The sequence below is a fragment of the Legionella sp. 27cVA30 genome, assembly GCF_024160945.1.
Classification (GTDB): Bacteria; Pseudomonadota; Gammaproteobacteria; order Legionellales; family Legionellaceae; genus Legionella_A; species Legionella_A septentrionalis.
Window position 1 is genome coordinate 1,083,578 of sequence record NZ_JAMYXK010000001.1, and the last position, 25,144, is coordinate 1,108,721.

Sequence of the window (25,144 nt, forward strand, 5' to 3'; positions counted from 1 at the left end):
TTATAATCGACCGGCATAAAAACGTTTTTATATAAAAAGCTTTTTTAATAAGCGCTTAAGTATAAAATGGTTGCAGGTAAAAATTTATCAATTTTGGTTAACAGGATGATCGTTATGGATAAACATTTTGATACACGTTCCATTCATGCTGGGCAAACTGCAGATGCAAGCACCGGGGCTGTCATGACGCCTATTTATGCCACATCGACCTATAAACAAACAGCACCTGGTGTACATCAAGGATATGAGTATTCACGCACGCAAAACCCCACCCGCAATGCTTATGAAGCTTGTATTGCAAGTCTGGAATCAGGCACTCGGGGTTTTGCTTTTGCATCCGGGATGGCAGCCATTAATACCGTAATCGATGTGCTGAATGCCGGCGATCACGTCGTGGTTATGGACGATCTTTACGGTGGCAGCTATCGGATTTTTGACAAAGTAAAAACACGCACTTCCAATTTATCCTTTTCCTTCGTCGACATGTGTCAACCGGAATTAATTGAAAAAGAAATAAGGCCGAATACCCGCATGATTTGGCTGGAAACCCCTTCCAACCCCATGCTCAAACTTGTTGACCTTTGCAAAATAGCAGAATTGGCTAAACGTCATCGTCTTATCGGGGTTGTCGACAATACTTTTGCAACCCCATGGATCCAACGGCCGCTGGAACTCGGCTTTGACGTGGTGGTGCATTCAGCCACTAAATATTTGAATGGCCATTCGGATGTAGTTAGCGGCGTGGTCGTGGTGGGTGATAACCAAGAATTGGCAGAAAAACTCGCTTTTTTACAAAATTCATGCGGTGCGATTGCTGGTCCATTCGACAGCTTTTTAGTCCTCAGAAGTTTAAAAACTCTCTCTTTGCGCATGCAACGGCATTGTGAGAATGCAAATAGCCTGGCCCATTGGCTGGAGCAACATCCGGGCGTCCGTAAGGTAATCTATCCTGGCTTGACAAGTCACCCGCAACATGTTTTGGCCAAAGAACAAATGCGCGGATTTGGAGGCATGATTTCCATGGTCATTGATGGCGACCTTGAGCGTGCAAAACGATTCTTAACACGCTGTGATTTATTTACTCTGGCTGAAAGCTTAGGTGGGGTAGAAAGTCTAATTGAACATCCTGCCATTATGACGCATGCCTCCATTCCAGCAGAAACAAGAAAAAAACTGGGGATAGAAGATGGTTTCATTCGTCTTTCGGTAGGAATCGAATACATTGAAGATTTAAAAGCCGACCTTAAATACGCGTTAAGTTAATATCTCGACAAGCGATAGCCAGATTTTCTGGTTTTCGCTTGCTGCCCTAACAATCGGGTTTCATCGATAAAAATCCAGATACCAGGCGACAAAGCGCTCTATGCCTTCTTGAATGGAAACTTGGGGCGCGTAACCTAAGTCATCTTGCAGGCGGGATGTATCAGCATGCGTGGATAAAACATCGCCTTCCTGCATGGGCATGAATTGTTTGATTGCATGTTTGCCTGTAGCTTGCTCAAGAGCTGAAATATAATCCATCAAATTCACCGGACACCCGCGGCCTATATTATAGATGCGATAAGGTGCAAAACTAGTGGCTGCATCAGGATCTTGCCCGCTCCAACAAGGGTTTGCCTCTGCAGGTTTGTCGACCGCCAGTGAAATGCCCATGATGATATCGTCAATGTAGGTAAAATCGCGCTGCATTTGTCCATGGTTGTAAACTTTGATCGGTGTGCCATTTAAAATATCACGCGTAAATGAGAAGAATGCCATGTCCGGCCTTCCCCAAGGACCATATACCGTAAAGAAGCGCAAACCGGTGGTGGGTAATTTATATAAATTCGAATAGGAATGGGCAATTAATTCATTGGCTTTTTTCGTTGCCGCATAAATAGTCAAAGGATGCGTAACAGCATCGCTTTCGTTATAAGGTTGCGCACTGTTAGCCCCATACACGGAACTCGTTGAAGCATAAACCAAATGCTCGATTTGGTAAGTTTTACAAGCGTCAATCACATGAGTAAAACCAACTACATTCGATTGCACATAAAGATGGGGATTTTTCAACGAATAGCGCACCCCAGCTTGCGCTGCAAGATGCACAACCCTCTCCGGCTTGTGTTTTTTAAATATTTTATCGATGTGTTCGCGATCGCAAATATCAAATGGGTAAAAAACAAAATTGGGGTAAGATTTAAGTTGCTCTAATCTTGACTGTTTTAATCGCACATCGTAATAATCGTTTAAATTGTCAATTCCAATCACTTGATCGCCGCGTTCCAGTCGCATTTTAGCAAAATGATACCCAATAAAACCCGCGCTTCCGGTTACTAACAAGTGCATTATAAAAGCTCAATATTCACAATAAAATGCAGTATACTCCCTATCCTAAAACCTGCAAACTGTATCAGCAAGTCCAGGCTGCTGCGGTTTAACTAAACTCACTTAAAAGGGATTCTATGACCACTTTGCAACAAATTATTGAAAACTCGTTCGAGCAACGCTTGTCGCTTTCACCGGAGAATGCCTCGCCGCAAATTAAACAAGCGGTCGAAGAAGTGATGCTGGGGCTTGATCAAGGTTCCTTGCGTGTGGCGGAAAAACTAAACGGCGATTGGGTCACGCATCAATGGATAAAAAAAGCAGTTTTATTGTCTTTTAGACTTTACCCCAATCGCGTGATTGATGCTGGCTTTTGCCAATTCTACGATAAGGTTCCCCTTAAATTTGACGGTTTTACCAATGAGCATTTTCAGGAAGTCGGTGCACGCATCGTTCCGCACGCGATGATCCGGCGCGGTGCTTTCATAGGTAAAAACACCGTATTGATGCCGTCTTATGTAAATGTAGGTGCTTATATCGATGAAAATGTATTGGTAGATACTTGGGCTACCGTAGGTTCGTGCGCGCAAATTGGCAAAAACGTTCATTTATCAGGTGGTGCTGGCATAGGCGGGGTTTTAGAACCATTGCAAGCGAATCCCACCATTATTGAAGACGATTGTTTCATTGGAGCTCGCTCTGAAGTTGTGGAAGGAGTGATCGTCGAGCGTGGCTCTGTGATTTCCATGGGCGTATTCTTAGGACAAAGCACCAAAATTTATAATCGCATGACCGGTGAAATCACCTATGGGCGCATACCAGCAGGATCCGTAGTCGTCGCTGGCAATTTACCAAGCGATGATCGCACGCACAGCCTTTATTGTGCTGTGATTGTCAAACAAGTCGATGAAAAAACACGCGCCAAAGTCAGCATTAATGAATTGCTGCGGGATGCTAATCGATGACTGAAATTCGCGAGTTACTCGCCGCGCTGATAAGCTTCCCCTCCATCACCCCCAGGGATGAGGGTTGCCAGGAATATATGATTGCCTATTTGGAAAAAGCAGGGTTTCAATGCCAACGCTTTAATTGCGATCCGGTTGCCAATTTTTTTGCTTGTTATGGTACTCATGGCCCCTTATTGTTATTTGCTGGCCATAGCGATGTAGTCCCTGCCGGCGATCGGGCAAAATGGGCAAGAGATCCATTTGCCTTAACCGAAGAAAATGGAGTTTTGTTTGGGCGAGGTACTGCGGATATGAAAGGCAGCCTTGCTTGCATGATGACTGCTGCTTCGCATTTCATCAAAAAATATCCCGATTTCCCCGGCAGACTTGGCTTTCTCATCACCAGTGGTGAAGAAGGCGATCAGTTTGATCTCGGCACACCTTATGTTATGGCGCACTTAAAGGAACAAGGCATTCATCCTGATTACTGCATTGTTGGCGAGCCTTCCAGCTCCAAAATGGTGGGCGATGTCATTAAAATTGGCCGACGCGGTTCGCTCACCGCAAAAATAGTTGTCCATGGGAAACAAGGCCATGTTGCCTATCCGCATTTAGCTGAAAACCCCATCCATAAAGTCATTCCTGCATTGCAGGAGTTAACGGCCCATGCATGGGATGCAGGAAATCGTTACTTCCCTCCTACTTCATTGCAAATTACTCATATTGAAGCTGGCGGGCAAGCCGGCAACATCATTCCAGGAACATTGACCCTGCAATTTAATCTTCGTTACTCGACGGAGCAAACCGCCAAACTTATTGAACAACAAGTACAAGCATGTTTCTCCCGTTACGACTTGAATGCAGAAATCACATGGCGTTTAAATGGAGAACCTTTTTTGACCGATCATGGGCGTTTACTGGATTGCACGCTTAAAAGCATCAAATTCCATATGGACTTCGCACCCGAATTATCCACCAGTGGAGGCACATCGGATGGACGCTTTATCGCGCCTTATGGGGTCGAAGTGATAGAACTTGGTCCAGTCAATGAAACAATCCATCAAATCAATGAATGCGTTTCTTTAAATGAATTGCTGAAACTGGGTGACATTTATTACACAATCTGCGAGGAACTTTTTGCGGTATAAGAGAAAAGCAGATTATTTCACATGTGCTAATATTCCCTGGTTAGCAAGGCAGCAAGCCAGGGCATTCTAATTAATTCTAGTTTTGAGTAGCTGCATCCGACAGAATGGCAACCTCTTCACTGGCTTTTTCATCAACTACTTTTGCCACGCAAGCATCGGACCAAACGTTAAGAGACGTTTCCAGCATATCAATTAAACTGTAAAACGGCAGAATGATACCCAGTAAGGTAATCGGCACATTCATACTGGCCAGCAAGCTCGCGCTTAAGAAAAAACATCCCATAGGCACACCTGCATTTCCGATGGCAGCGACTGTAGCCACTACCACCCACAACCCCATGGACGCGAAGGAAACCTCGATGCCATGATTTTGCATCAAATAAATTACTGTCGCAAAAATAAAAGCAGCGCAGCCATTCATATTCAAACTGGTGCATAATGGCAATACAAACCGGCTGATTTCAGGCTTCACCTGCAGATTTTTCTCGATTGTATCCATAGTCACCGGCAATGTACCCACAGAAGACTTGGAGAAAAAAGCAAGCGATAACGCAGGAAACATACCCTGCATGGCAGCAAAAGGTTTAATTCCTTGCGATTTCAGCCATAACGGTAGAATGATGAAACCTTGCACCAAATTTGCGAGCACGATCACTAATAAATACTCGCCAATGCCGCGGATAGCTATACCGGTTTTTAGCTGCACCATAGTGGAGGTAATAAATCCAAATAAACCAAACGGGATGATGGCAATCACCCAACGGATGATAACCGTGAATAAACCATGAGCTCCTTTGAAAAATTGCGTAATGGTTTGCCTTGCTGCAGCATCCGGGATAAAACGAACCGCAATGCCAATGACCAGGCTTAAAAATAAAACACTTAGCACTTGATGCTCCAAAAAAGGAGCCAGCAGTGAAGATGGAATTAAGCTTAAGATATGATCAAGATAACTGCTGTGTTGCACTGCAATATCAGGAACTTGCGGTATTTCGCCAACCATTGCAGGATGAATAAGGCTATACAACAGACAACTGATTGCAGCCGCAATCAGTGTAGTGGCCAGGGTATAAGTCATGGTTCTGCGCCAAACGCCGCGCATAATCCCATCGGAACGATAGCCAGACATGGTTACGATAATCGATAGCGAAATAATTGGCAGGCTGATGCATTTAAACAATTTAATGAATACATCAGCAATAAATAAACCTAGTGTTTGCAACCAAAAAATATTTGACAGTCCGCTCACAATACCGAGCATAATCATGATTGCATAAATTAAAGGGGTGCTGAATCTAATTTTTTTAGTTGGAACAGAATGTTGTGCACACATGACAGAAACCTTATGTTGTCAGTTAAAACCGAGGTTAGAAATGTTTTAACAGCAACAACAGCCCCATGAAGAAATTGAAGAGAAAAATATTTTTGGGGCGCCTACATTAAGAAGTAAATAAGTCATGCTTCAGTCTGCTACAAAATTATACAGAAAGATGTATTTTAACACATATGATTGCGAATTTAAAGACATTATTTGAATTTGTCATTTAGCAATGCCGCTGGCGTTATGCAAATCTCTAGTCTGGCCTATAAAAAAATTCTTGGGTTTCTTCTTCTCGAGGTGATTGTGAGAAAAAATTATACGGCGTTGAGCTAAAAGAACTAATAGCCTGCGGCTGGGATGCCGTGCTGCTCGACGCACTCGCTGAATGGCTTGCCAAACTGTTGCTGCCAGCCTCTTTACTTTGGATTTCAACCATTGCTTGTTCCGCTTCTTCTGCAGTCATAAAAATAGCAAAAAAATCATCATCCACAACGTTCGCTGCCGTGATGATCGTACCTTGCGATTGCATTAATGTTTCCCAATATTTTTTATGAACTGCAGGCAACTGCGACAAGCTCTCTCTAGGGCTTAAACCCGAATCTAGCAACACATCATAATTATCAATGACCACGAAGGGACCGTGTACATGCACCTCAAGCTTATCATCCTCTTCTTCTATCCAATCCGCATTATAAGCTTTTATAAGTTGCTTACATAAAAAAGCCGCGCGCTTGCTACCTCTAATCTCTGCTAAGGATTTAACTCGATGATCACCATGTTCCATTTCTGGGGTATAAAACGAAGCCAGTACTTGTTCACCTACAAGGTAATAAGTCATGGTTTTGCAATTTATATCCCCATATAAAGCCTTAGCTTGCTTAAACGCTTTAAGAAAAGCATTTTGATAAATTAAATCGCGTTGCTGCCGTTTGAATTCTTCTGGTGAAAGAACTTGACCACCTCTTAACCCGGCCATCGTTCCATTATTCCGCCCCTGTCGTTTGGAGATGTCTTCGGGCTTTAACTGGGATGCCGCTTCTAAAAAAGACTTTCGATATTGTGCAATATAAGTTTTATTCCAGCCCTTCTCTTCCATTTTTTGCTGCGAGAGAAGAGTTCCTCCGTTTAAAGCAGTTCGACACCCATTCGTTGCTGCTTGAGTCAATAAGCGTTGCTCTGGAGTTAATTTTGCGAATTGTTCGTCAAAAGCTTTTTCATAAGCATCTGCATAGCCTTTGCCTCTTCGCATGAGTTTCTCTCGTGCAGGTTTGATGCAATTTTTTTTGGCAGCCTCTTTTCCTGAGTTTTCTCCCTGCTTGGCGCAACAATTGTCATGAGCTTTTTCATAGGCATCTGCATACACAATACCTTCTACTAACAATTTTTCTCGGGAAGGCATCGGAATTTTATTTTTTACATCGTGCTCAGCTGCATCAGACCCCCTTTTAATTTCCGCAGCATTTTCCTTATCCGCACAGCGAGCGTAAATGGATTTAAAAATTTTAATATAGTTGGGGCTTTCATTCTTCCATTCTTCACAATTGTCCTGGGGACATGGATGTTTAGCGGCGAAACATTTTCTGGCAGCATAATAAGCTCTCTGATAAGTTTGTTTATTTTTGCTATTTTGTTGGTCATCCCCAGGAACATCTTGCTGTATGGATTTCTGTTTACGTTTTTTCGAAGAATGCTGCGGTAGAGATGATAAAGGCAATGCCTCAGGATTTTCTATCGGCCTGCTGGCATGCTGCTGTTCTTTTTCAGGATAAGCGGTTTGCACAGGCGGCAAGTAACTCAATTGATGCTGATTATCTACATCAGACTGGATAACGGGTTGGTTGGATAAACGCAGGTGCAATGGTGGCCAGTACAATGGACCAAATATTTCTTGAGGATTTAAAGGGGGAGTAGGCGTCTGCCAAGAAGACGCCAAAGTAGAAAGAAAACCTTCCGTAAAGTATGAACTTAGCGGCTTTTGCTCTGGTGCGGGTAAAAATTGGGCTTGATGCGTGTTGTTCGTTCTTTGCTTTTTACGGGAAGGTTCGTACATTATATCTTTCCTGGAATAATTTTGGCTTATTATATATCATGTTGGATAAAATATCATCAAAATTATCTTTCTGATAAAGATTACTCCACGCTGATGGCAAATTTGCTAGTGTTCAGAATTATACAATTACTGCCGTGGCTTATTGGTAAGCTCGATTTACTATGAGTAAAAGACAGCTTGGGAGAAAATTAAAAACTTCCTCCCGGCAAAATGGGATTAAGGCGTCAATACTGCGCCTGTGTGGTGAGCTTGCTTCAAACGCGAAATGCGCCCGTATGCCTCTTCAATGCGCGCAACAGGAATATCCCCTGCGCGGACTAACTGTTCAATTTTATCAATTACATGAGTGGCGCTTATTTGTCCTAACTGGTTACCAAAAATCAACATGTCAGTACCTGCATTGATGGTCATTCGCAGTGCATCATCCAATGCATAATACTCACTGATTGCCTTCATCTGTAGATCGTCGCTGATCACCACGCCAGTGAAACCCAATTTATGGCGCAAAAGATCAGTTAATATAGAATATGATAATGTGGCAGGTATTCCACTAGCATCCAATTGCCGGTTTACTACATGTGCGGTCATCACCATAGCTGGCGTATTATTGGTAAACAACCTGGCATAAGGATAAAGCTCATTATCATGATAATGCTCAGTCACATCCACAAAGCCAAGATGGGTGTCGCCTACTGCACTGCCATGCCCGGGAAAATGTTTGTAGGTACAGATGATTCCTTCTTCATTGAAAGCATGTACGAATTGTCTTGCAGCACGTACAACTTCTTCGGGTTCGGAGGAAAAACTGCGGCCTAATTTACCAATGATGCCTTCATTTTCGTTTAAATTCAGATCGACAACCGGCGCAAAATTAAGATTAAATCCTAATTTTTTCAGTGTTAAAGCCATTTTTTTAGCCTCCTGATACAAATCTTCGTCAGAAAGCAAAGCTTGATCACAAGGACGCACGGTAGACATACACCCGGGTACGGCAGCAAGACGGTCAACTACCCCACCCTCATAATCTAATGCAATATATAGTGGCAAGTTATACTCACTGGGATTAGCATTTGCATAAGAAACCAGCTGACGGTTCAAGGTAATAATTTGCTCTTGATCCCTTAAGTTTTTCCCAAATTGATTGGCCGCAACGTCGAAATCAAATAACAGCACGCCACCCAAACCATCTGTTTTTAACCATTCAGCGATAGGGCTATCCTCATTGATTTCATAGCCAGCAAATCCCATGATGAGCATTTGTCCGATTTTATTACGTAAATGGGGCATGCTTTCGTCTCCATTGCAGATTGAACTGTAAAATAAAGACGAATCATATCAAGGCATAGGCTTAAAGGTAAACTGCAGAGGGATATCCTAGCACACAGGTTGTCCGGCTACTTTGCAAAAGGTGCAAATGATGAAATTAACTACTGTGGTGGTATAGGCGGCACTTCTTTCATGTTGCATGTGCAATTGCCCCCTGCTTCCGGTGGCAATGGAACTTCAGCAAATTGCTGGGGGTAACAAAGAGAAATATTCCAAGCCAGTTCCTTTTTTTTAACTTCTTTTGGGAGCTCCCAATATTTTTTTCCCATATAGACTTTCCCTTCATCCCCTTCCCAAAAAACAGGATTAAACTTGGCTTTAAGTTTTAATTTTTGCCCGGGCTGGCACTCAAATTTTTCCCTGGCCCACATACGGTTTGCTGGAATGAGGACACTTGTTACTTCTTTATCCTTATTCGTAGGATCTTGAAGAATGACGGTTACATTATAGTTTTTCCAGCAACTACTTTTAACAACCGTCAGATAACATGAAAATGCATAAGTAGGTGTGCTTAAGCCCAGGGCACACATCATCACGAACCATTTGTTCATTTTATACTCCGCAGCATATAATTTTATTATAGAGCAGTTTGTTAAAACGGCCTTCGTGACACACCACCACGATAAATACATCTCCATTTGCCCAATTGCTTTAGCTGCATTTGCCATGCCTGCGATCTGGTCTATGCGAGAGCTAATAAATCGCATTCAGTTGTTTGCTCCTGCTCAAGTCCTGGGAAGTCAATTTCCTCAATTGTTTTGCAAGTTTTGTTAAGAATCTTCTGCGAAGCAGTTGCCGGATGGAAAAAGAAACGACCGGTTATTGCGTAGTTAACCAAAAATGCCACGCCTAAAGTCACCAAAGCAATGGCCAAATTGGTTAAAATTTCCTTTAACCCTCTATGCTTCTCAAGTTCTGGCGTTGCTTTGTCAATGGCATCCTGGCAAGTTTGCCTGAATGCTTTCGCTCGTTCAGATAACTCGCTTTTTTTCTTTAACTTGGCAGTGCCTTCCCCTAATTTATTAGATTCTTCTAATAGCTTACGGGAATCTTTCATGTAGTTAATATAGGCAAGCTGCAAGGTATTTAACAACTCACGCGTTTCACGGCTAGCTGCTTTTTTATCACGCGTTACAAAATCAGAATGTTTTTTCGACAATTCAGCACAGCATCGATGAAATCTGTTAAATGCATCGAGATGGTTCCCTAGCTCTTCTTCGCTTAATAATGGATATTTTCTTTCTTGGAATTTTTTAACCGCAGCAGGAGAAAGATTTTTAGTCTGCTCAGGATAACGCCTGAGGGATTGTTGGTAACGATGCTCAACTTGCTTCCTTGCATCCTCTTCTGCCTCATTCAAGTATTGTTCGACAATATCGTCTATTTTTTCTTGATAAGCCTGCATCTGCCCATCGTTCTTGGGAATGGGAAGGGCTTCCATCGCCTGCTTTGCAGATTGATAGTATTGGCTGCTCTCTCTTTCAAAGCCGCCAATGACAGTAAGAACGTCCGGGAATAAAGAAAGGCTCTCATTCACCATAAAAGGATACAGCGGATTGAGCTCAGGTCGTTCAAGCCTTGCCAGTGCTGATTCGATTTTCTGTGAAGCCTTATCATAATCCGCCTTGCTGACTACTTTCTGGCGTAGATGCTTGAGAAGTAACGACTTGATACGGGCGATTTCTTCCTCATCGTCACTATTGATAATGATATGAGTTAAGCTGATGCACATATAAAATGCATCATAGCCAATCCAGGTAATGTCTTTTGGCAAGTGGATTTTCCTTAAGCTGCTGCAACCATAAAACGTATAATGCTCAATATGAGTAATACCTTTTGGCAAATGGATCTCGTTTAGGCTGCTGCAGTTACGAAATGCCCCCATATTGATTTGAGCAACGCCTTCTGGCAAGTGGATTTCCCTTAAGCTACTGCAGCCATCAAATGCACCAGCACCAATCTGAGTAATGCCTTGCGGCAAGTGGATTTGCCTTAAGTTACTGCAGTCATCAAATGCACCAGCGCCAATCTGAATAATGCCTTTCGGCACGTGGAATCCGGTTAAGCCCCTGCAGTCCTGAAATGCCCCAGCAGCAGGCTGAAGGATGGACCGGCGAATTAGCATGGTGCCATTTTCTATATCTAAATAGGAAACCCACCTTAAAGCAGTGTCCTCCTCAGAAATGATCATCTTGGTTTGCTCATCAGTTATAATTAATTAAAATTATTATACATTGTGTAAAATAATAGCCAAAACATATCCGGCACGGTAAACGCATCTAATCTGACCCAATCTCTCTAGCTAAGTAATCGAGATTGCTGCAAGCCTTATACTACACTTACAGCAAATGCTTGTTTGCATGATGAGCCAAATACTGGGTGGGTTGGCAAATCAATTTCGCTTACTAAAGGTCACGAAACCTTCATGAAGTAGCTCGGCTTTGCCCACCTGCTTCTTTGAAATTCGCTAAAACACTCAATAAAAGCGCCTATTCAGTCAATTCTCCATGAAAATTGCCTATCTTTTCTTATTTGCAGTACCTATTTAAAGTAGTTGGGCAAATGATGCTTCGTCATAAATACATGGTTATAGAGATTGATTTTTATGTCATTCAAGTATACTCTTGCGCACTTGGGAGAGATGGCCGAGCGGTCGAAGGCGCACGCCTGGAAAGTGTGTATACGGAAACGTATCGAGGGTTCGAATCCCTCTCTCTCCGCCAACTATGCCTTCGTTAAATCCATACCTAACAATAATTCATCATAAAATGTATTCTCAATACAAACTGCCTTTTTAATTTTTCCCTCTATTTCGAAACCTAGAGATAAATAAAGCAGGATAGCTGCAACATTATTTATATTTACAGATAAATTTATTTTTACGATTCCTTTTTCTAAAGCAAACTTTAAGCCTTCATGAACTAATAACTTCCCTATTCCTAAGCGCCAATATTTTTTTAATACAGTAACGCCTAACTCCCCAATTCTTTGTAGCCTGGGCTTACTGCCACGAATGATGGTGAGCACCCCCACAATTTCCCCAGCGATCACACCTAAGAGGAACACATTTCCCTCTTCACCAAAGGATTGCCTGATAAATTCAATTTCCTCGTCGATTGTCAAATTTAAATCGGCACCGCTGAATGTTAAGAAATTGGTTTCATCCCCTACTCTTTTTAAATAGGAAATTAACGACTCGGCATCCGCTTCTTTAGCTGTGCGCATGCTAAGTACCATCTTATTAGGTAAAAGGATTTCTTTTTTCATGGCACGAAGTTGCAATATGAGCGGGCTATTATTTAAACATATTAAACAGTGCCCATTGGATAAAAATAATGTAAACTTCCTGAAATTTGGAAACAACAAATCCTGCTGCAATTGGCTGAACAATCTCCCCTTTATTTCCTTAAATATGTCGTGAGTTTTACTAAAAAAGACATCAACACATCAAACGATGACTCTTATGCTGATGCATTGTCTTCTCATGATTTTTTTATTAGATCTTGCCTGTAAATAACTCATTATGAATATTAACAGAGCATAAGCGTCGTTGATTTGAGCAGGTAAGCCTGATATTTTAAAACCTTCTTTGCCTAGGTTCTGTCGACATTGATGATTGTGTATAATCTGCGATAGAAATGACATGGTGGTTTTATGCTTACAGATGATGAATGGAACAGGATTAAAGATTGCTTACCAGGTAAGTCGGGGGATCCTGGTCGGAGGGGATCAGACAACCGGCTTTTTGTAGAAGGTATAATGTGGATGGCTCGGAATGGTGATTTAAATGGAGAGAAGAAGTCGTTAGAATGCTTCGCTTTACGAAGAACAATGGAATAACTGAAGGGTTTCATCGGAAGATGAAATTGATTCAGAGAAGAGCTTACGGATTTAGAAATTTTGAAAATTATAGGTTGAGAGTTAGAGTGCTGTGCGGATAAGTGAAGGCTCTCCCCCAAATACAGGGGCACTTTAATCGGATTATAGTAATCTAACTCTTTGATTTTGCAGTCAAAAGAGGATTAAAGTGCCGAAGAAAGATATTATCCTAAATTTACCTGGTTATTCAATAACCACGGTTACCATATTTCTCAGGCAATGACCTCCATTTTGCACCATTCCGAGCCATCCACATTATACCTTCTACAAAAAGCCGGTTGTCTGATCCCCTCCGACCAGGATCCCCCGACTTACCTGGTAAGCAATCTTTAATCCTGTTCCATTCATCATCTGTAAGCATAAAACCACCATGTCATTTCTATCGCAGATTATACACAATCATCAATGTCGACAGAACCTAGATAAAAGGAAAAATTTTACAATAAATACAATCACTCGTATCTCAATAGTTCATTGAGATACGGAATGGATTTATCAAAAATTAAATATTGATTTTTATCAACTGCTTGGGCAATTTTGCTTACTGAATTAGTTAAATCATGGGGTGTTGAGTTCTAAACCATCGTCACTTTCACTGTCATTGTATTCATACTCGTTTTCTTCTGGTGTTGCTTGCGTTTTGTTTGCATTCACAGAAGCAAGCGTGCGAGTCAAAATATAAACTACCCCTATAAAAAAACCCAGAACAGTGGAGATTAAGGAAGTAAGTGCCATTTTCAAATGAGTACCACCACTTTGGAATTCCTGTAGGGCATCGTTCACTAAGCTTTTGGCTCGTATCTCTGCATCCGAAGCAGAGCTTATTGCCACACGCGCGCTTTCTGCCAATATCATCAATGCCACAGGTATGGCTGCTAATGCGGCAGCGCTATGGCCAATAGTTGTAACTGCAGAATAAATGGGAATAAGTATAGGTGATGCTAAAGTTACGCAAATATCTTTCTTATCCTGAAAAGGGGTCCAAAAAAAAGAATTTAATGTTTCCCGTACGCTCACTCGAAATTCACTCCTATTTTAGGTGTTATTAATATACATTTTTTTCAATAAATGATCAATTGTCAGTGCTTTTTCTATGTATTTTTGACCTGATAGTGAGCCTATCCCAGGATGAGATAGTAAGGTTAGGTCTAGCTGCTAAGGATGATAAAAATATTTAATACGTAGACAGAGTAAAATTTGCATCATTCTTATGAGTTACAACATCTGCTATCGATATAATGGTTCGCGACACAACGCTGATTAAACCTAAAATAGGGCCAAGCAGCGCCAATGGCACGAAAGCAAAGGCCATAAAGATGCTTTCCATGCCGCTTATAAATATCTCTTTTCCTTCCTGTAACTTATCATTTGCCCTGTGGTACTCACTATTTGAATAGGTAGTAAACCGGAGGGCGTCAATTAATTGTCCAATGACTAAAATGATTAACGCTAAGCCCGCACATGCATAACTAATAGCCATAAGGCCAAAATACACAGGAGCCAGAATAGGGGAGGCCAAGGTTACCAACACATCTTTTATGCCTGAATACGGGGTCCAAAAATTACGCTGCAAGGCGGCTTTACTATAGAAATCAAGTTCCATTGTTGCTCCATTATTGTGCTTAAATATTTAACAACAAAAAGGAGCGGTAGTTATACCATAATTACGCGCTGCTTCAATAATGAAAACTTCCGCTACAGCAATGTATAAACTAGCAAGAATTTATTTGGTGGCCTATATATTCTTGAAAGGATTGCTGAAAATTACTCAGGAGTTGTAATGGGACATTCAAATGAAAAAGACAACAGCAAGTATGCTTATTTTGAATGTCAGGTTTGTCAGGTACTTGATGCAGGACATCCCGAACACAAGTCTCGCTCCTATGCTTGGCGTCCAGCCACTGATATCTATGAAACCGATGCCGCCATCATTATAAAAACAGAATTAGCAGGCATGCAGGCAAAAGATTTCAATATTACGTTTATCGATCATCTATTGACAATTAATGGAGTACGCAAGGATAGCGAGGCTAAATTAAATTATCACTGCCTTGAAATACCTTATGGCGCCTTTCAGGTAAGAGTGCTTATTCCGGGTAAATATAAAGAAGCAGATATCAGCGCACGCTATGAAAATGGGTATTTATACGTGCTCTTACCAAAAGCTTTGTGAAGCCTCCATATATCAGTTGAAAAGGATGTAAACATGGAAATTCTTACTCAAAAGGATGAGGGGAATAAAAGTTCGGATATCCGTCCTGAAATTCCAGTAGAACTCCCTATTTTGGTGTTACGCGGCAATTTGGTATATCCCTCCATGGTTATGCCACTTAGCATTGAGCAAGCCAATTTGATTCAATTGGTTCATGATGTGGCTTTAAGCCCTTCGCGGGTTTTGGGGTTGGTAGCCATTAAAGACGATAGAACTGAGGGTGATAACAATAATATATATACCATGGGCACGGCGGCTACTGTTTTACGGTTATTTCATGTTCCTGACAATACGGTACGTTTGATTGTACAAGGGCTGGAGAAAATTCGAATTAAAGAATTTACCAGCACAGAGCCTTATCTTAAGGCAAAGGTTGAGGTGGTTTCAGAGAGCATGGCTCAAAATAAGGAAACCGAAGCGCTTATGCGCAACACCATTGAATTATTAAGGCGAATGGTTGCATTGGCTCCTCATTTACCGGAAGAGCTCTTAATGGCTGCCTTAAATGTGGATGAACCGCGTCAGTTAGTATACATCATTGCTACTAATTTACGCATGGATCTCAACAATGCACAAAAACTTTTGGAATTAAACACCATTGAAGACAAATTAATGGAGCTTAACAAATTACTCGGTAAGGAAATTGAAATACTTGAGTTAGGAAAAAAAATTCAAAGCCAAACCCAAACGCAAATGGAAAAAAACCAGCGCTCTTATATTCTTCGCGAGCAGCTTAAGCAGATTAAAAAAGAGTTGGGCGAGGAAGATGATGAAACAAATGAAATTAATGAGTATCAGGAAAAAATTCTCACAGCGCATATGCCGTCTGAAGCTGGGAAAGAAGCCAGTCGCGAGCTGCAGCGTATGCAAGCGATGACTCCAGCTTCTGCGGAGTATCACATTATTAAAACTTACCTTGATTGGTTGATTGAAATACCTTGGGAGAAACGGACTGAGGATAATCTGGATATTACGCGCGCGCGCAAGATTCTGGATGAAGATCATTATGATATGAAAGAAATCAAGGAGAGGCTCCTTGAATACCTTGCTGTAAGAAAATTGCGTTCTGAACGCGACCGGGAAGAAAAGCATCACCATAAGGGTTCCATACTTTGTTTTGTCGGCCCGCCTGGGGTGGGAAAAACGTCCCTAGGCCAATCCATTGCCCGTGCTCTGGGACGCAAATTCATCCGGATGTCACTAGGTGGGGTGCACGATGAGAGTGAGATTAGAGGGCATCGCCGTACTTATATAGGGGCTATGCCTGGACGCATCATCCAATCGATTAAAAGAGCCGGTTCACGTAATCCGGTGATGATGTTGGATGAAATAGACAAAATAGGTTCAGATTTTCGCGGTGATCCTTCTTCGGCTTTATTAGAAGTTCTGGATCCTGAACAAAATAAGACGTTTGCAGATCATTACTTGGATGTTGATTTTGATTTATCCGAAGTGATATTCATTTGCACAGCAAACCAACTGGAGCCAATTCAACCCGCATTACGGGATCGCATGGAAATTATCAAGTTAGCGGGTTATACCGAAGAAGAAAAAGTACACATAGCAAAACAATACCTCATCCCACGACAAATCCCAGAAAATGGCCTTACAGCAAAAGAAATCAAGTTCAAAGACCGTGCAATCCGTAAAATCGTACGTGAATACACTCGCGAAGCAGGGGTGCGTAACTTAGAGCGGGAAATTGAATCCCTTTGTCGCAAAGTTGCGACTTTGGTTGCAGAAAATAATCGGGATATACCCATCGTAGTCACCCCGGAAAAAGTTGAAGAATTGTTAGGTAAGCCAAAATACTATTCTGAAATCGCGGAGCGGACCACTCTTCCTGGAGTGGCTACAGGACTTGCTGTGACTCCTCTCGGTGGGGGCGATATCTTATTTATTGAAGCCACTAAAATGCTTGGTTCCAAACGATTTATCATTACAGGGCAATTGGGAGAGGTTATGAAGGAATCGGCACAAGCCGCATTGTCGTATGTGCGTTCGAAAGCTCATGAGCTGGGTATCGCTGAAGAATTATTTGAAAAAAATGATATCCACATTCACATTCCGGCGGGTGCAACGCCAAAAGACGGCCCCAGCGCCGGAGTTACCATGGCAACCGCATTGGCATCCCTGATGACCAATCGTTTGATTAACAGTGAAGTCGGCATGACGGGTGAAATCACTTTACGTGGCAAAGTCTTGCCTGTAGGCGGAATTAAAGAAAAAGTACTTGCAGCACATCGTGCAGGCTTGAAAAAAGTTATTATCCCCAAACGCAATGCTAAGGATTTGGAGGATTTACCTGAAGAAGTCCGGCAGGAAATGGAATTCATTCTGGCAAAAGACGTCAGCGACGTATTTGCAGCGGCGCTCAATCCTGAAGCAAAATCCTAATCCACCCTTGCATAGGTTGCAGTTCAAGGCATAATCAAAGTCATGGCGTTATACATTAAGGATAATTTTATGAACGATATTAGCCGCGGGAATATACGTGTTCGAGGTTTTGCCAATGAGGAAATGGATTTTCAGCTGCTAAGGCAACTAGGGGCAACCTCCTATGGGGCAGCTTCTGTGGGGGAGTGTTTCAATCTTTCTGCTAAAATTGCTGATGGCAATCCTAAGAATTGGGTGCAAGAATTCACCCGTTTGGCCGAATGGCAAAAAAACGATGGTTTAGAGCGCTTGCTTAAAAATCACATTATCAGTGGCCGCGAACAATTGTTTAAAGCATGTAATTCGTTCCGTGCTGCTGAATATTATTCGCCTTGTGCGTCAGAACAACATCGTACATTGGGTTTAAATTCAGCGGATTGCTTTAGGACCGCAATCAGTACTTTGGATATTCACTTCGAAACCCACAGCATTACTTATCAGGATATAGCCATCCCGATTTATTTTTTCTCCCCTGCCAATGATGGGGTGCAGCGCAAGACAGTTTTAATGGTAAGCGGTTTTGATGGAACCATGGAAGAAGAGTTTTTTATGCGTGGATGGGCAGCAATTGAACGAAATTATAATGTAATTCATTTTGCGGGTCCGGGGCAAATGGATGTATTTCGGCAATATCCAACTACATTTTTTCAGCCTGATTTTGAGCAGGTAGTCAGTAAGGTCATTGATCATATTGCGTTCCGGCAGGAAGTGAATATGAACAAACTGGCTTTGGTAGGTATTAGCATCGGCGGTTATTTCGCAACGCGTGCCGCAGCTCATGAGCCACGCATAAAAGCTCTAGTCGCCAACTCTCCCATCCTTGACGTCTATGCTTATCTTACATCATTTGTTCCTGGGAATCCTTTGGATATTCCGGATGATCACGACTTTACATTGGCAGATATTCCCTTTATTCCCGATACCGAGTTTCCCGTTGAATTAAAAGCAAGAACCGAGCAGTTATTGATGCGTTATGGGAGACACTCTTTTAAAAACACATTTAAATACTTGCAAGAATTCCAGGTGGGGGAGGCAATCAACAATATTACATGTCCTTGTCTTGGCCTTATAGGAACCGCAGAAGGGGAGGAGCCTAGGAAACAATTTGCCGAATTTTGCCGGCAAGTTAGAGCGGATAGTTATGAATTCAACGATTTTGAAGGTGCGAGCACGCATTGTCAGGTCGGTAATGTTTCTTTTGCGAATGCAGTCATGTACGATTGGTTGGATCAACTGTAATCGGAGGAGAAACTTATGCAGTGTTATCGAATATTGATTTTGGTTTGTTGTACTTTTTTGGCAAGTTGCCAAGTGTATCAAAATCAAAGTTTATTCACCCTTAAACCTAACGATGCCACTATCACCACCTCGGTCATGGATGCATTGGTGAGTAATCGCGAATTGGCTCCTTATAATTTGCACGTCGAAAGCGAAGACGGAGTCGTACACTTAAGCGGTTATGTGAAAACCATCCGCCAAAGCGATATCGCAGGTGAAGTAGCCAAAAAGGTTGCCGGGGTAAAATCTGTGGAAAACAACATCATTGTCAGAAAATAAACATGATTAAGCCTGATTATTGTGCCGTGATAATCAGGTTTAATCTCCTAAAAAACAAACAATTAGATTCAAATACAATCATTCCTTCCTTTACTTATTTTTCACTGTATCCAATACTTTAGTTATAAAAATCAATTTCCAAGAGCACAATAACATGAACGCATGGACACAGCAGTTGGAAGAACGATTGCTCAAGCAATTGGGAAAAAGCAAAGGTTTGGCATTAAGTAAAAAGTACGTGCAAAAATTTCCAGCAGGATATCGTGATGATTTTGATGCCATCCGTGCGGAAGCTGACATTGCCAAACTTGAAACTCTCTCTGAAAACCATACTCTGGCGATTAGCTTATATTTCAAGGCGGGTGAAGAGGGCGATTTGCATCTGCGTTTGTATCAATGGAGGAAACCGGTGCCGCTGTCCGATGTTTTACCCATGCTTGAAAATTTTAATTTGCGTACCCTGGCAGAGCATCCTTATAAAATCCAATTGGAAAAAAATAAAATGGTTTGGATTAAGGATTTCCATTTGGAGTATAAGGAAGGGAAGCTGGAACTTGAAAAGGTAAAGGTACTATTTGAAGATGCATTTGCTAAAGTTTATTTCAATCTAGCTGAAAATGATGGCTTTAATAAACTAATTCTCGGAGCTTCGTTATCATGGCAAGAAGTCATTATTTTGCGTGCGTATGCCAAATATCTCCATCAAATACGCTTCCAATATAGCCAGGCTTATATTGAAAAGGCATTAATAAATAATGCATCTTTAATGAAAGACTTGGTTGAGTATTTTAAGTTGCTACACGATCCTGGGCGATTTAAAAAAAATCAATCCGCTGCTTTAGAAGTAGAAATTCTGCAGAAACTGGAGTCAATTCCCGCATTGGATGAAGACACCATAATTCGCCGTATATTAAGTTTAATTAAGGCAACTTTGCGTACTAATTATTTCCAGCGCACTCATAATAATGAGATTAAACATTATTTGGCTCTTAAGTTAAATTCCCGTACTATCCCTGAAATGCCCTTACCCGCTCCCCTATTTGAAACCTTTGTTTATTCTTCACGTTTTGAAGGGATTCATTTACGTAATGCGAAAATTGCTCGTGGCGGTTTGCGCTGGTCCGATCGACGGGAAGATTATCGTACGGAAATTCTAGGATTAATGAAGGCTCAAGTCGTAAAAAACTCAGTGATTGTCCCTTCCGGCGCCAAAGGCGGGTTTGTACTTAAAGCAGTGCCTCCTGGTGCTGGACGTGATTTTATGGTTAAAGAGGTAACGTATTGCTACACAGGTTTTGTAAGTGGTTTATTAGATCTTGCCGATAACATCAAGGATGGAGCGTTTGTTCCCCCGAAGGATGTCGTGTGCCATGACAGCCCCGACCCTTATCTGGTTGTCGCCGCTGATAAAGGAACGGCCACTTTTTCCGATCTTGCCAATAGTATTTCCAAAGCATATGACTTTTGGCTGGGTGATGCATTCGCCTCAGGAGGTTCTGCGGGATATGATCATAAAAAAATGGGTATTACAGCCCGGGGTGCATGGGAATCGGCCAAACGCCATTTCCGTGAGCTTGATATTAACATCGCTGAGCAACCGATTACCGTAGTCGGTATTGGCGATATGAGCGGCGATGTATTTGGCAATGGATTGTTATATTCCAAAAACCTTAAGCTAGTTGGTGCTTTTGACCATCGCCATATTTTTATTGATCCTAATCCGGATGCCGAACTATCATTCGCCGAGCGCCAACGGTTGTTCACTCTTCCTGTTTCATCTTGGGAAGATTACAACCCAAGTTTAATTTCTGCAGGCGGAGGCGTTTTTAAACGCACGCTTAAATCCATCCCGGTTACTGCGGAAATGAAGCAGAGATTTTATATCGAGGAAGATACACTGACTCCAGACGAATTGATCCGCGCACTTCTTAAGTCGCCTGTGGACTTATTATTCAATGGCGGGATCGGTACGTATGTTAAATCCAGTCAGGAGAGCCAAGCCGAGGTAGGCGATCGCAGTAATGAGCGGTGCCGGATAAATGGCAAGGACTTGCGTTGCCGGGTAGTTTGCGAAGGTGGAAATTTAGGGTTTACCCAACGCGGCCGTGTGGAATTTGCCTTACATGGCGGCTTAATCAATACTGATTTTATTGATAATTCGGCTGGGGTCGATTGTTCCGATCATGAAGTGAATTTAAAAATTCTTTTGGATCATGAAGTGCAGCAGGGAAATTTATCACGGACTGCACGCAATAATTTGCTCATGTCTTTAACATCCGAGATAGCGCAATTGGTTTTAAAAGATAATTACCATCAAGCCTTGGCATTAAGCTTTTCTAGATTTTCAGCTGCAAAAGACATAGTCCAACATACTGATTATATAAAACATTTGGAAGCGCAGGGAATTCTAGATCGCCAGGTGGAATTTTTGCCAGATGATAAAGAACTCATTGAACGTAAGGTAGAAGCCATTGGTTTAACGCGTCCTGAGCTTGCTGTTTTGTTAGCCTATACAAAAATTAATCTTAAGGCAGAAATTTTAAAATCCGATCTGCCCGAAGATGCTTATCTTAAAGAAATCATTCAGACAGCTTTCCCGGCCAAAATTGGTAAAAAATATAAAAAATCCATGCAACAGCACCAATTGCACCGCGACATTATAGCAACCCAACTTGCTAATGAAGTGGTCAACAACATTGGTATGACGTTTATTTATCAAACCCAAAAAGAAACGGGGACGCCAGTTGATAAAATCATACGTGCCTACACCGCAGCTTCAGCTATTTTTGAAACCAATGAATTGCAACGCATGGTTGAGTCACTTGATTTTAAAATATCCCTGGCGGAGCAATTTGATATCATCACTAATATTCGCCATTTACTCATCTTATCCACCCGCTGGTTTTTACAGGGCCGCCGTTTAAGTTTGGATTTGCAGGAATTAATCGGTAAGTATTACAAATCCGTAAAGCGGCTTGAAAAGATCATTCCTGAACTTATGGGAGGTTTTACGAAACAGTATTTGGCTTCCATGACGATGAAATTTCAGAAATCAGGTCTTTCGCAAGCGATTGCCGAACGCATCGCTACGTATCGCGCTATCTATACCGCACTGAATATCATAGAAGTAGCCCATATCAATGGTTTCGATTTAATCAAAGCTGCAAAAGTTTATTTTGCCAGTGGCGAGCGTATGAATTTGTTATGGTTTAGAGATCAAATTGCTAGCGAGTCTCGTGAAGGGCATTGGAATACGCTTGCGCGTTTTGCCCTAAGGGATGAGCTGGACAATGCCCAGCAAGCAATGACTGTGGCAATTATGCAATCTACACCGGATAAATGGGATGTAAACAGACGCATTGATAGATGGGTGAGTGATAACCAGACTATTATTTTGCGCTGGGAGCAGCTTTTATCAATGCTACACAGCAGCCAGGCGATCGAGTACAGCATGTTTTTTATTGTTATTCGCGAATTTATCCGCCTGATTCAGGCTGCCTGCATCAAATAGCTTGCCGTGTTGCAATATTTATTAATAAGTATCCATCCTTAATGAAGGTTCTTTTTCTTTGTTATTGCTTGCCGAGAGGGGACGCGAGAAGAATCCATTCCTAAGCGCTAATGGCACTGAGGGTGAAACGGGAGAAAACTGGGTTTTTGAAGAAAGATTATCATTATTATTTTCAAGAACTAATAGCAATTGAGGTTGGGAAAACATACCTGTCATTTCCTGAAAATAAGGATGGTTATTTTTTAAGAGTAAGGCGATTAGGTCGCTTGCGTCTTCGACGGTTAGTGCAGGTATAACTTTTTTCAGTAATTCATTATTTAAAAGCGAGGGGGAAGTATATGCTATTCTGCACAGAATTTTTAAAGCTGTCTTTTTTACAAATCCATCCTCATCATTCAGGCAGCCTGCAAGTTGGGTTAACGCGGAGCTAGATAACGTATTCGGAAAATAGTGGCTGAGTGTTTCCAACAGGAGCACAGCACTCTTACGGGCAAAGGAAGGCGTTGCCGCTATATTTAGGATTAAAGGCATTCTTTTTACTATAAGTAGGTGCATCTCCTGGGGGCAGGATTTTAAAAAAGAGCGTATGACCCAAAGGCCAAGAATTTGTTCATCTATATCTTTCCGCTCCAATTTGGCCAGATACTGTGTGGCATAAAAGTAAATTACGCGCGGTGTTTGCAAGCTTATAATCGCGCTAATTAGCGAAACCAGTTTTTTTTGAATGATATTATTCTTTTCAGCTTCAAGCGATGCAAAGAGGCTGGAAAGGCCTTTAGAACCCAATATTTCCGGCGCTATTCTCACTAAAAACTTCAGTGTTTGTATTGCGTAAATCTGTAATTGCGGATGTTGGTCTCTTATATTTTCACTCACAGAGGTCATTATTTCTTCATTTAAAAATAATTTTAATGTTTTCGGACATTTTTTTGCCAGAAGAGAAAACATGAACAGGGCACTTCTGCGTGAGAATGTATTTGCTTCTTTAAGCTTATTGGCAAGAGAGCAAAGGAAGTTGTTATTTAATAATTGTGAGAAATGCTGGGCAGGAAAATCCTTTAATGTTGCATAAAGCTGATTTTGTACATCGAATTGTTCACTATCCAGTTTATTGACAATAATATTCAGTTGATTTTCCGATAAAGACACTTCACTTTTTGTAATGAGAAACGCTATGGCTTGTAATGCTTTCGTGGCAATATAATCTTCACTATCGCGCACTTGGATAATAAAACCATTCAATAAGTCCGCGTAATTTTTATTTTTGTCAGGTAAGATTGGAATTAATCGAGAAAATAAGCTTAAGGAATTCAATTGCATATAAATGTCGTTTTGACTTAAATTTTCAATTATTTTGGTAGCATGTTTTTCTGTTATTAACACTGAATGGTTCAAAATTATAGTTGCAAGTGCATGCTGGGCCACGCATTGGACGTCGACATCAGAATGGGTCAAATGCATAACCAACTTATCCGTAAGAGATTGCATTTGTTCCTTGTTTAAAAAAATAGCTAATTCATCCTTTAATAAATTGATTGTTTCCAGCGCTATTTCATGGGTATTGGCATTGGATATGGCTTCTATTGTTTTGAGGAGATTTTCGCAATAAATACGAATAGTATGGATTTGCAGTTCAGTAAATTTTTGTGGATGTTTTTTCCATAAAAAAGATAAAACGTGCAATACCATAGGGGAGTTGCTGTTTTTAGTATTAAGCATTTGAATCAGGGTATCGAGATTTTCCTCTGTAATTAACTGCGGTTGTTTTTCAGCGATTACGCGGCAGGCAAGCAGAACAGGCAGAGCTCCTTCGGAGTTTGTTTTAATCACGTCTAAAAGTGTTTTGACAGTAATTAGGTGTGGAAAAGTAATGAAAATACTCCACACGACTGCTGTGTTGGGTAGCGATAATTGCGTTGGCTCTTCTTTAAATTGCTCTAGCAAAAATTTGATATTTTCATCTTTAAGAAGAGGTAATAAGCTGGCTAAACCTACTACACGGTACTCTTTCAAGAGAGTGAGTTTATTTAAAAAATCCAACTCAGCTGGAAGGATGAATTCTCCTGATTTAATTTTAAATCCGATATGCAATGCATGCAGTTTAATGAGGGTAGGAGAATAATCAAGTTTGTGTGCTAATAAATAACTAAGTTGCTGCTGTAAATAGGCAGTAATGGATGAATAAAAATTGATATCTTTTTTTTTAATATTTTCTATGGGCTGGAGCAATTGAGCAAAAAGCCGTTGGTATAAGATATTCCAGGAAGCCTCATCTTTTTTTTCTTTGATTGTTGCAAACAGCGGCATCAATACACTGGCAATATAATTTGCCTTTTTAGTAAGGGAAAAATTTGCAATTTCATCATGAGAAAGAAAAAAACTCATTTCGGTAATCAAGGAGTTTAACTTTAAGGCAGACAGAGGTGGTTTAGGCATGGTTTTATTTTATC

At 41.4% G+C, this 25,144-nt stretch carries 18 protein-coding genes, 1 tRNA gene and 3 pseudogenes; 11 read left to right on the forward strand and 11 right to left on the reverse strand.

Annotation, left to right across the window (positions count from 1 at the left end; all coding sequences use genetic code 11):
* Nucleotides 1-114: 114 nt before the first annotated feature.
* Entirely contained in the window at nucleotides 115-1,263 is a 1,149-nt protein-coding gene (locus tag NKV53_RS04890) for a PLP-dependent aspartate aminotransferase family protein (RefSeq protein WP_126954391.1), read from the forward strand.
* Between the two features lie 60 nt (nucleotides 1,264-1,323).
* Here the strand turns inward: NKV53_RS04890 and NKV53_RS04895 are convergent, their stop codons facing one another.
* Nucleotides 1,324-2,328 carry an NAD-dependent epimerase gene (locus tag NKV53_RS04895; protein ID WP_126954390.1) on the reverse strand — a complete coding sequence of 335 codons (1,005 nt, stop codon included), beginning with the start codon at nucleotides 2,326-2,328 and terminating at the stop codon, nucleotides 1,324-1,326.
* A 116-nt stretch (nucleotides 2,329-2,444) separates the two neighbouring features.
* On the opposite strand from NKV53_RS04895, the gene dapD reads away from it, so the two are divergent.
* Together dapD and dapE are read left to right on the forward strand one after the other, a co-directional pair.
* Nucleotides 2,445-3,272 carry a 2,3,4,5-tetrahydropyridine-2,6-dicarboxylate N-succinyltransferase gene (gene dapD, locus NKV53_RS04900; protein ID WP_253350794.1) on the forward strand — a complete coding sequence of 276 codons (828 nt, stop codon included), beginning with the start codon at nucleotides 2,445-2,447 and terminating at the stop codon, nucleotides 3,270-3,272.
* Nucleotides 3,269-4,402 (forward strand): succinyl-diaminopimelate desuccinylase, encoded by a 1,134-nt coding sequence (dapE, locus tag NKV53_RS04905; protein WP_126954388.1) that lies wholly within the window; start codon nucleotides 3,269-3,271, stop codon nucleotides 4,400-4,402. Before dapD ends, dapE begins: the two co-directional genes overlap by 4 nt.
* Nucleotides 4,403-4,478: 76 nt before the next feature.
* On the opposite strand, the gene NKV53_RS04910 is transcribed toward dapE, so the two are convergent.
* From NKV53_RS04910 to NKV53_RS04930, 5 genes are all read right to left on the reverse strand, one after another.
* Nucleotides 4,479-5,735 (reverse strand): dicarboxylate/amino acid:cation symporter, encoded by a 1,257-nt coding sequence (locus tag NKV53_RS04910; protein WP_126954387.1) that lies wholly within the window; start codon nucleotides 5,733-5,735, stop codon nucleotides 4,479-4,481.
* A 241-nt stretch (nucleotides 5,736-5,976) separates the two neighbouring features.
* The gene (locus NKV53_RS04915; RefSeq protein ID WP_253350796.1) at nucleotides 5,977-7,773 is read right to left on the reverse strand and encodes a hypothetical protein; all 1,797 of its coding nucleotides are present in this window, start codon (nucleotides 7,771-7,773) and stop codon (nucleotides 5,977-5,979) included.
* 216 nt (nucleotides 7,774-7,989) lie between these two features.
* Nucleotides 7,990-9,060 carry a glycoside hydrolase family 3 N-terminal domain-containing protein gene (locus NKV53_RS04920; protein WP_253350797.1) on the reverse strand — a complete coding sequence of 357 codons (1,071 nt, stop codon included), beginning with the start codon at nucleotides 9,058-9,060 and terminating at the stop codon, nucleotides 7,990-7,992.
* Between the two features lie 140 nt (nucleotides 9,061-9,200).
* Nucleotides 9,201-9,650 carry a hypothetical protein gene (locus tag NKV53_RS04925; protein WP_253350798.1) on the reverse strand — a complete coding sequence of 150 codons (450 nt, stop codon included), beginning with the start codon at nucleotides 9,648-9,650 and terminating at the stop codon, nucleotides 9,201-9,203.
* 131 nt (nucleotides 9,651-9,781) lie between these two features.
* The gene (locus tag NKV53_RS04930; protein ID WP_126954383.1) at nucleotides 9,782-11,290 is read right to left on the reverse strand and encodes a leucine-rich repeat domain-containing protein; all 1,509 of its coding nucleotides are present in this window, start codon (nucleotides 11,288-11,290) and stop codon (nucleotides 9,782-9,784) included.
* 444 nt (nucleotides 11,291-11,734) lie between these two features.
* Here NKV53_RS04930 and NKV53_RS04935 point away from each other — a divergent pair.
* Nucleotides 11,735-11,822: transfer RNA gene (locus NKV53_RS04935), tRNA-Ser, on the forward strand.
* A 1-nt stretch (nucleotide 11,823) separates the two neighbouring features.
* Here NKV53_RS04935 and NKV53_RS04940 read toward each other — a convergent pair.
* Complete coding sequence (locus tag NKV53_RS04940; RefSeq protein ID WP_127057203.1) at nucleotides 11,824-12,366, reverse strand: GNAT family N-acetyltransferase; 543 nt, start codon at nucleotides 12,364-12,366, stop codon at nucleotides 11,824-11,826.
* A 387-nt stretch (nucleotides 12,367-12,753) separates the two neighbouring features.
* Here NKV53_RS04940 and NKV53_RS04945 point away from each other — a divergent pair.
* Nucleotides 12,754-12,876 (forward strand): annotated as a pseudogene (locus tag NKV53_RS04945) (transposase); the annotation flags it as partial.
* A 5-nt stretch (nucleotides 12,877-12,881) separates the two neighbouring features.
* A pseudogene (locus NKV53_RS04950) lies at nucleotides 12,882-13,040 on the forward strand (transposase); the annotation flags it as partial.
* Between the two features lie 140 nt (nucleotides 13,041-13,180).
* Here the strand turns inward: NKV53_RS04950 and NKV53_RS04955 are convergent.
* The 3 genes and pseudogenes from NKV53_RS04955 to NKV53_RS04965 form a co-directional block, all read right to left on the reverse strand.
* Nucleotides 13,181-13,339, reverse strand: a pseudogene (locus tag NKV53_RS04955) (transposase); the annotation flags it as partial.
* A 197-nt stretch (nucleotides 13,340-13,536) separates the two neighbouring features.
* Nucleotides 13,537-13,995 (reverse strand): hypothetical protein, encoded by a 459-nt coding sequence (locus tag NKV53_RS04960; RefSeq protein ID WP_126954449.1) that lies wholly within the window; start codon nucleotides 13,993-13,995, stop codon nucleotides 13,537-13,539.
* A 157-nt stretch (nucleotides 13,996-14,152) separates the two neighbouring features.
* Nucleotides 14,153-14,581 (reverse strand): hypothetical protein, encoded by a 429-nt coding sequence (locus NKV53_RS04965; protein ID WP_126954450.1) that lies wholly within the window; start codon nucleotides 14,579-14,581, stop codon nucleotides 14,153-14,155.
* Nucleotides 14,582-14,758: 177 nt separating this feature from the next.
* On the opposite strand from NKV53_RS04965, the gene NKV53_RS04970 reads away from it, so the two are divergent.
* The 5 genes from NKV53_RS04970 (at nucleotide 14,759) to NKV53_RS04990 (ending at nucleotide 22,694) form a co-directional block, all read left to right on the forward strand.
* Complete coding sequence (locus NKV53_RS04970; RefSeq protein WP_127032621.1) at nucleotides 14,759-15,151, forward strand: Hsp20/alpha crystallin family protein; 393 nt, start codon at nucleotides 14,759-14,761, stop codon at nucleotides 15,149-15,151.
* Nucleotides 15,152-15,184: 33 nt separating this feature from the next.
* Entirely contained in the window at nucleotides 15,185-17,587 is a 2,403-nt protein-coding gene (gene lon, locus NKV53_RS04975) for an endopeptidase La (protein ID WP_253350800.1), read from the forward strand.
* 69 nt (nucleotides 17,588-17,656) lie between these two features.
* Nucleotides 17,657-18,865, forward strand: a complete 1,209-nt coding sequence (locus NKV53_RS04980; RefSeq protein WP_126954453.1) for a S9 family peptidase — start codon at nucleotides 17,657-17,659, stop codon at nucleotides 18,863-18,865.
* 15 nt (nucleotides 18,866-18,880) lie between these two features.
* A complete protein-coding gene (locus NKV53_RS04985; RefSeq protein ID WP_126954454.1) occupies nucleotides 18,881-19,183 on the forward strand; it encodes a BON domain-containing protein in 303 nt (100 codons plus the stop codon).
* A 154-nt stretch (nucleotides 19,184-19,337) separates the two neighbouring features.
* Nucleotides 19,338-22,694: an NAD-glutamate dehydrogenase domain-containing protein gene (locus NKV53_RS04990; protein WP_126954455.1), complete on the forward strand. Its 3,357-nt coding sequence runs from the start codon at nucleotides 19,338-19,340 to the stop codon at nucleotides 22,692-22,694.
* A 21-nt stretch (nucleotides 22,695-22,715) separates the two neighbouring features.
* Here the strand turns inward: NKV53_RS04990 and NKV53_RS04995 are convergent, their stop codons facing one another.
* A complete protein-coding gene (locus NKV53_RS04995; protein ID WP_127032617.1) occupies nucleotides 22,716-25,130 on the reverse strand; it encodes a hypothetical protein in 2,415 nt (804 codons plus the stop codon).
* Nucleotides 25,131-25,144 lie beyond the last annotated feature (14 nt).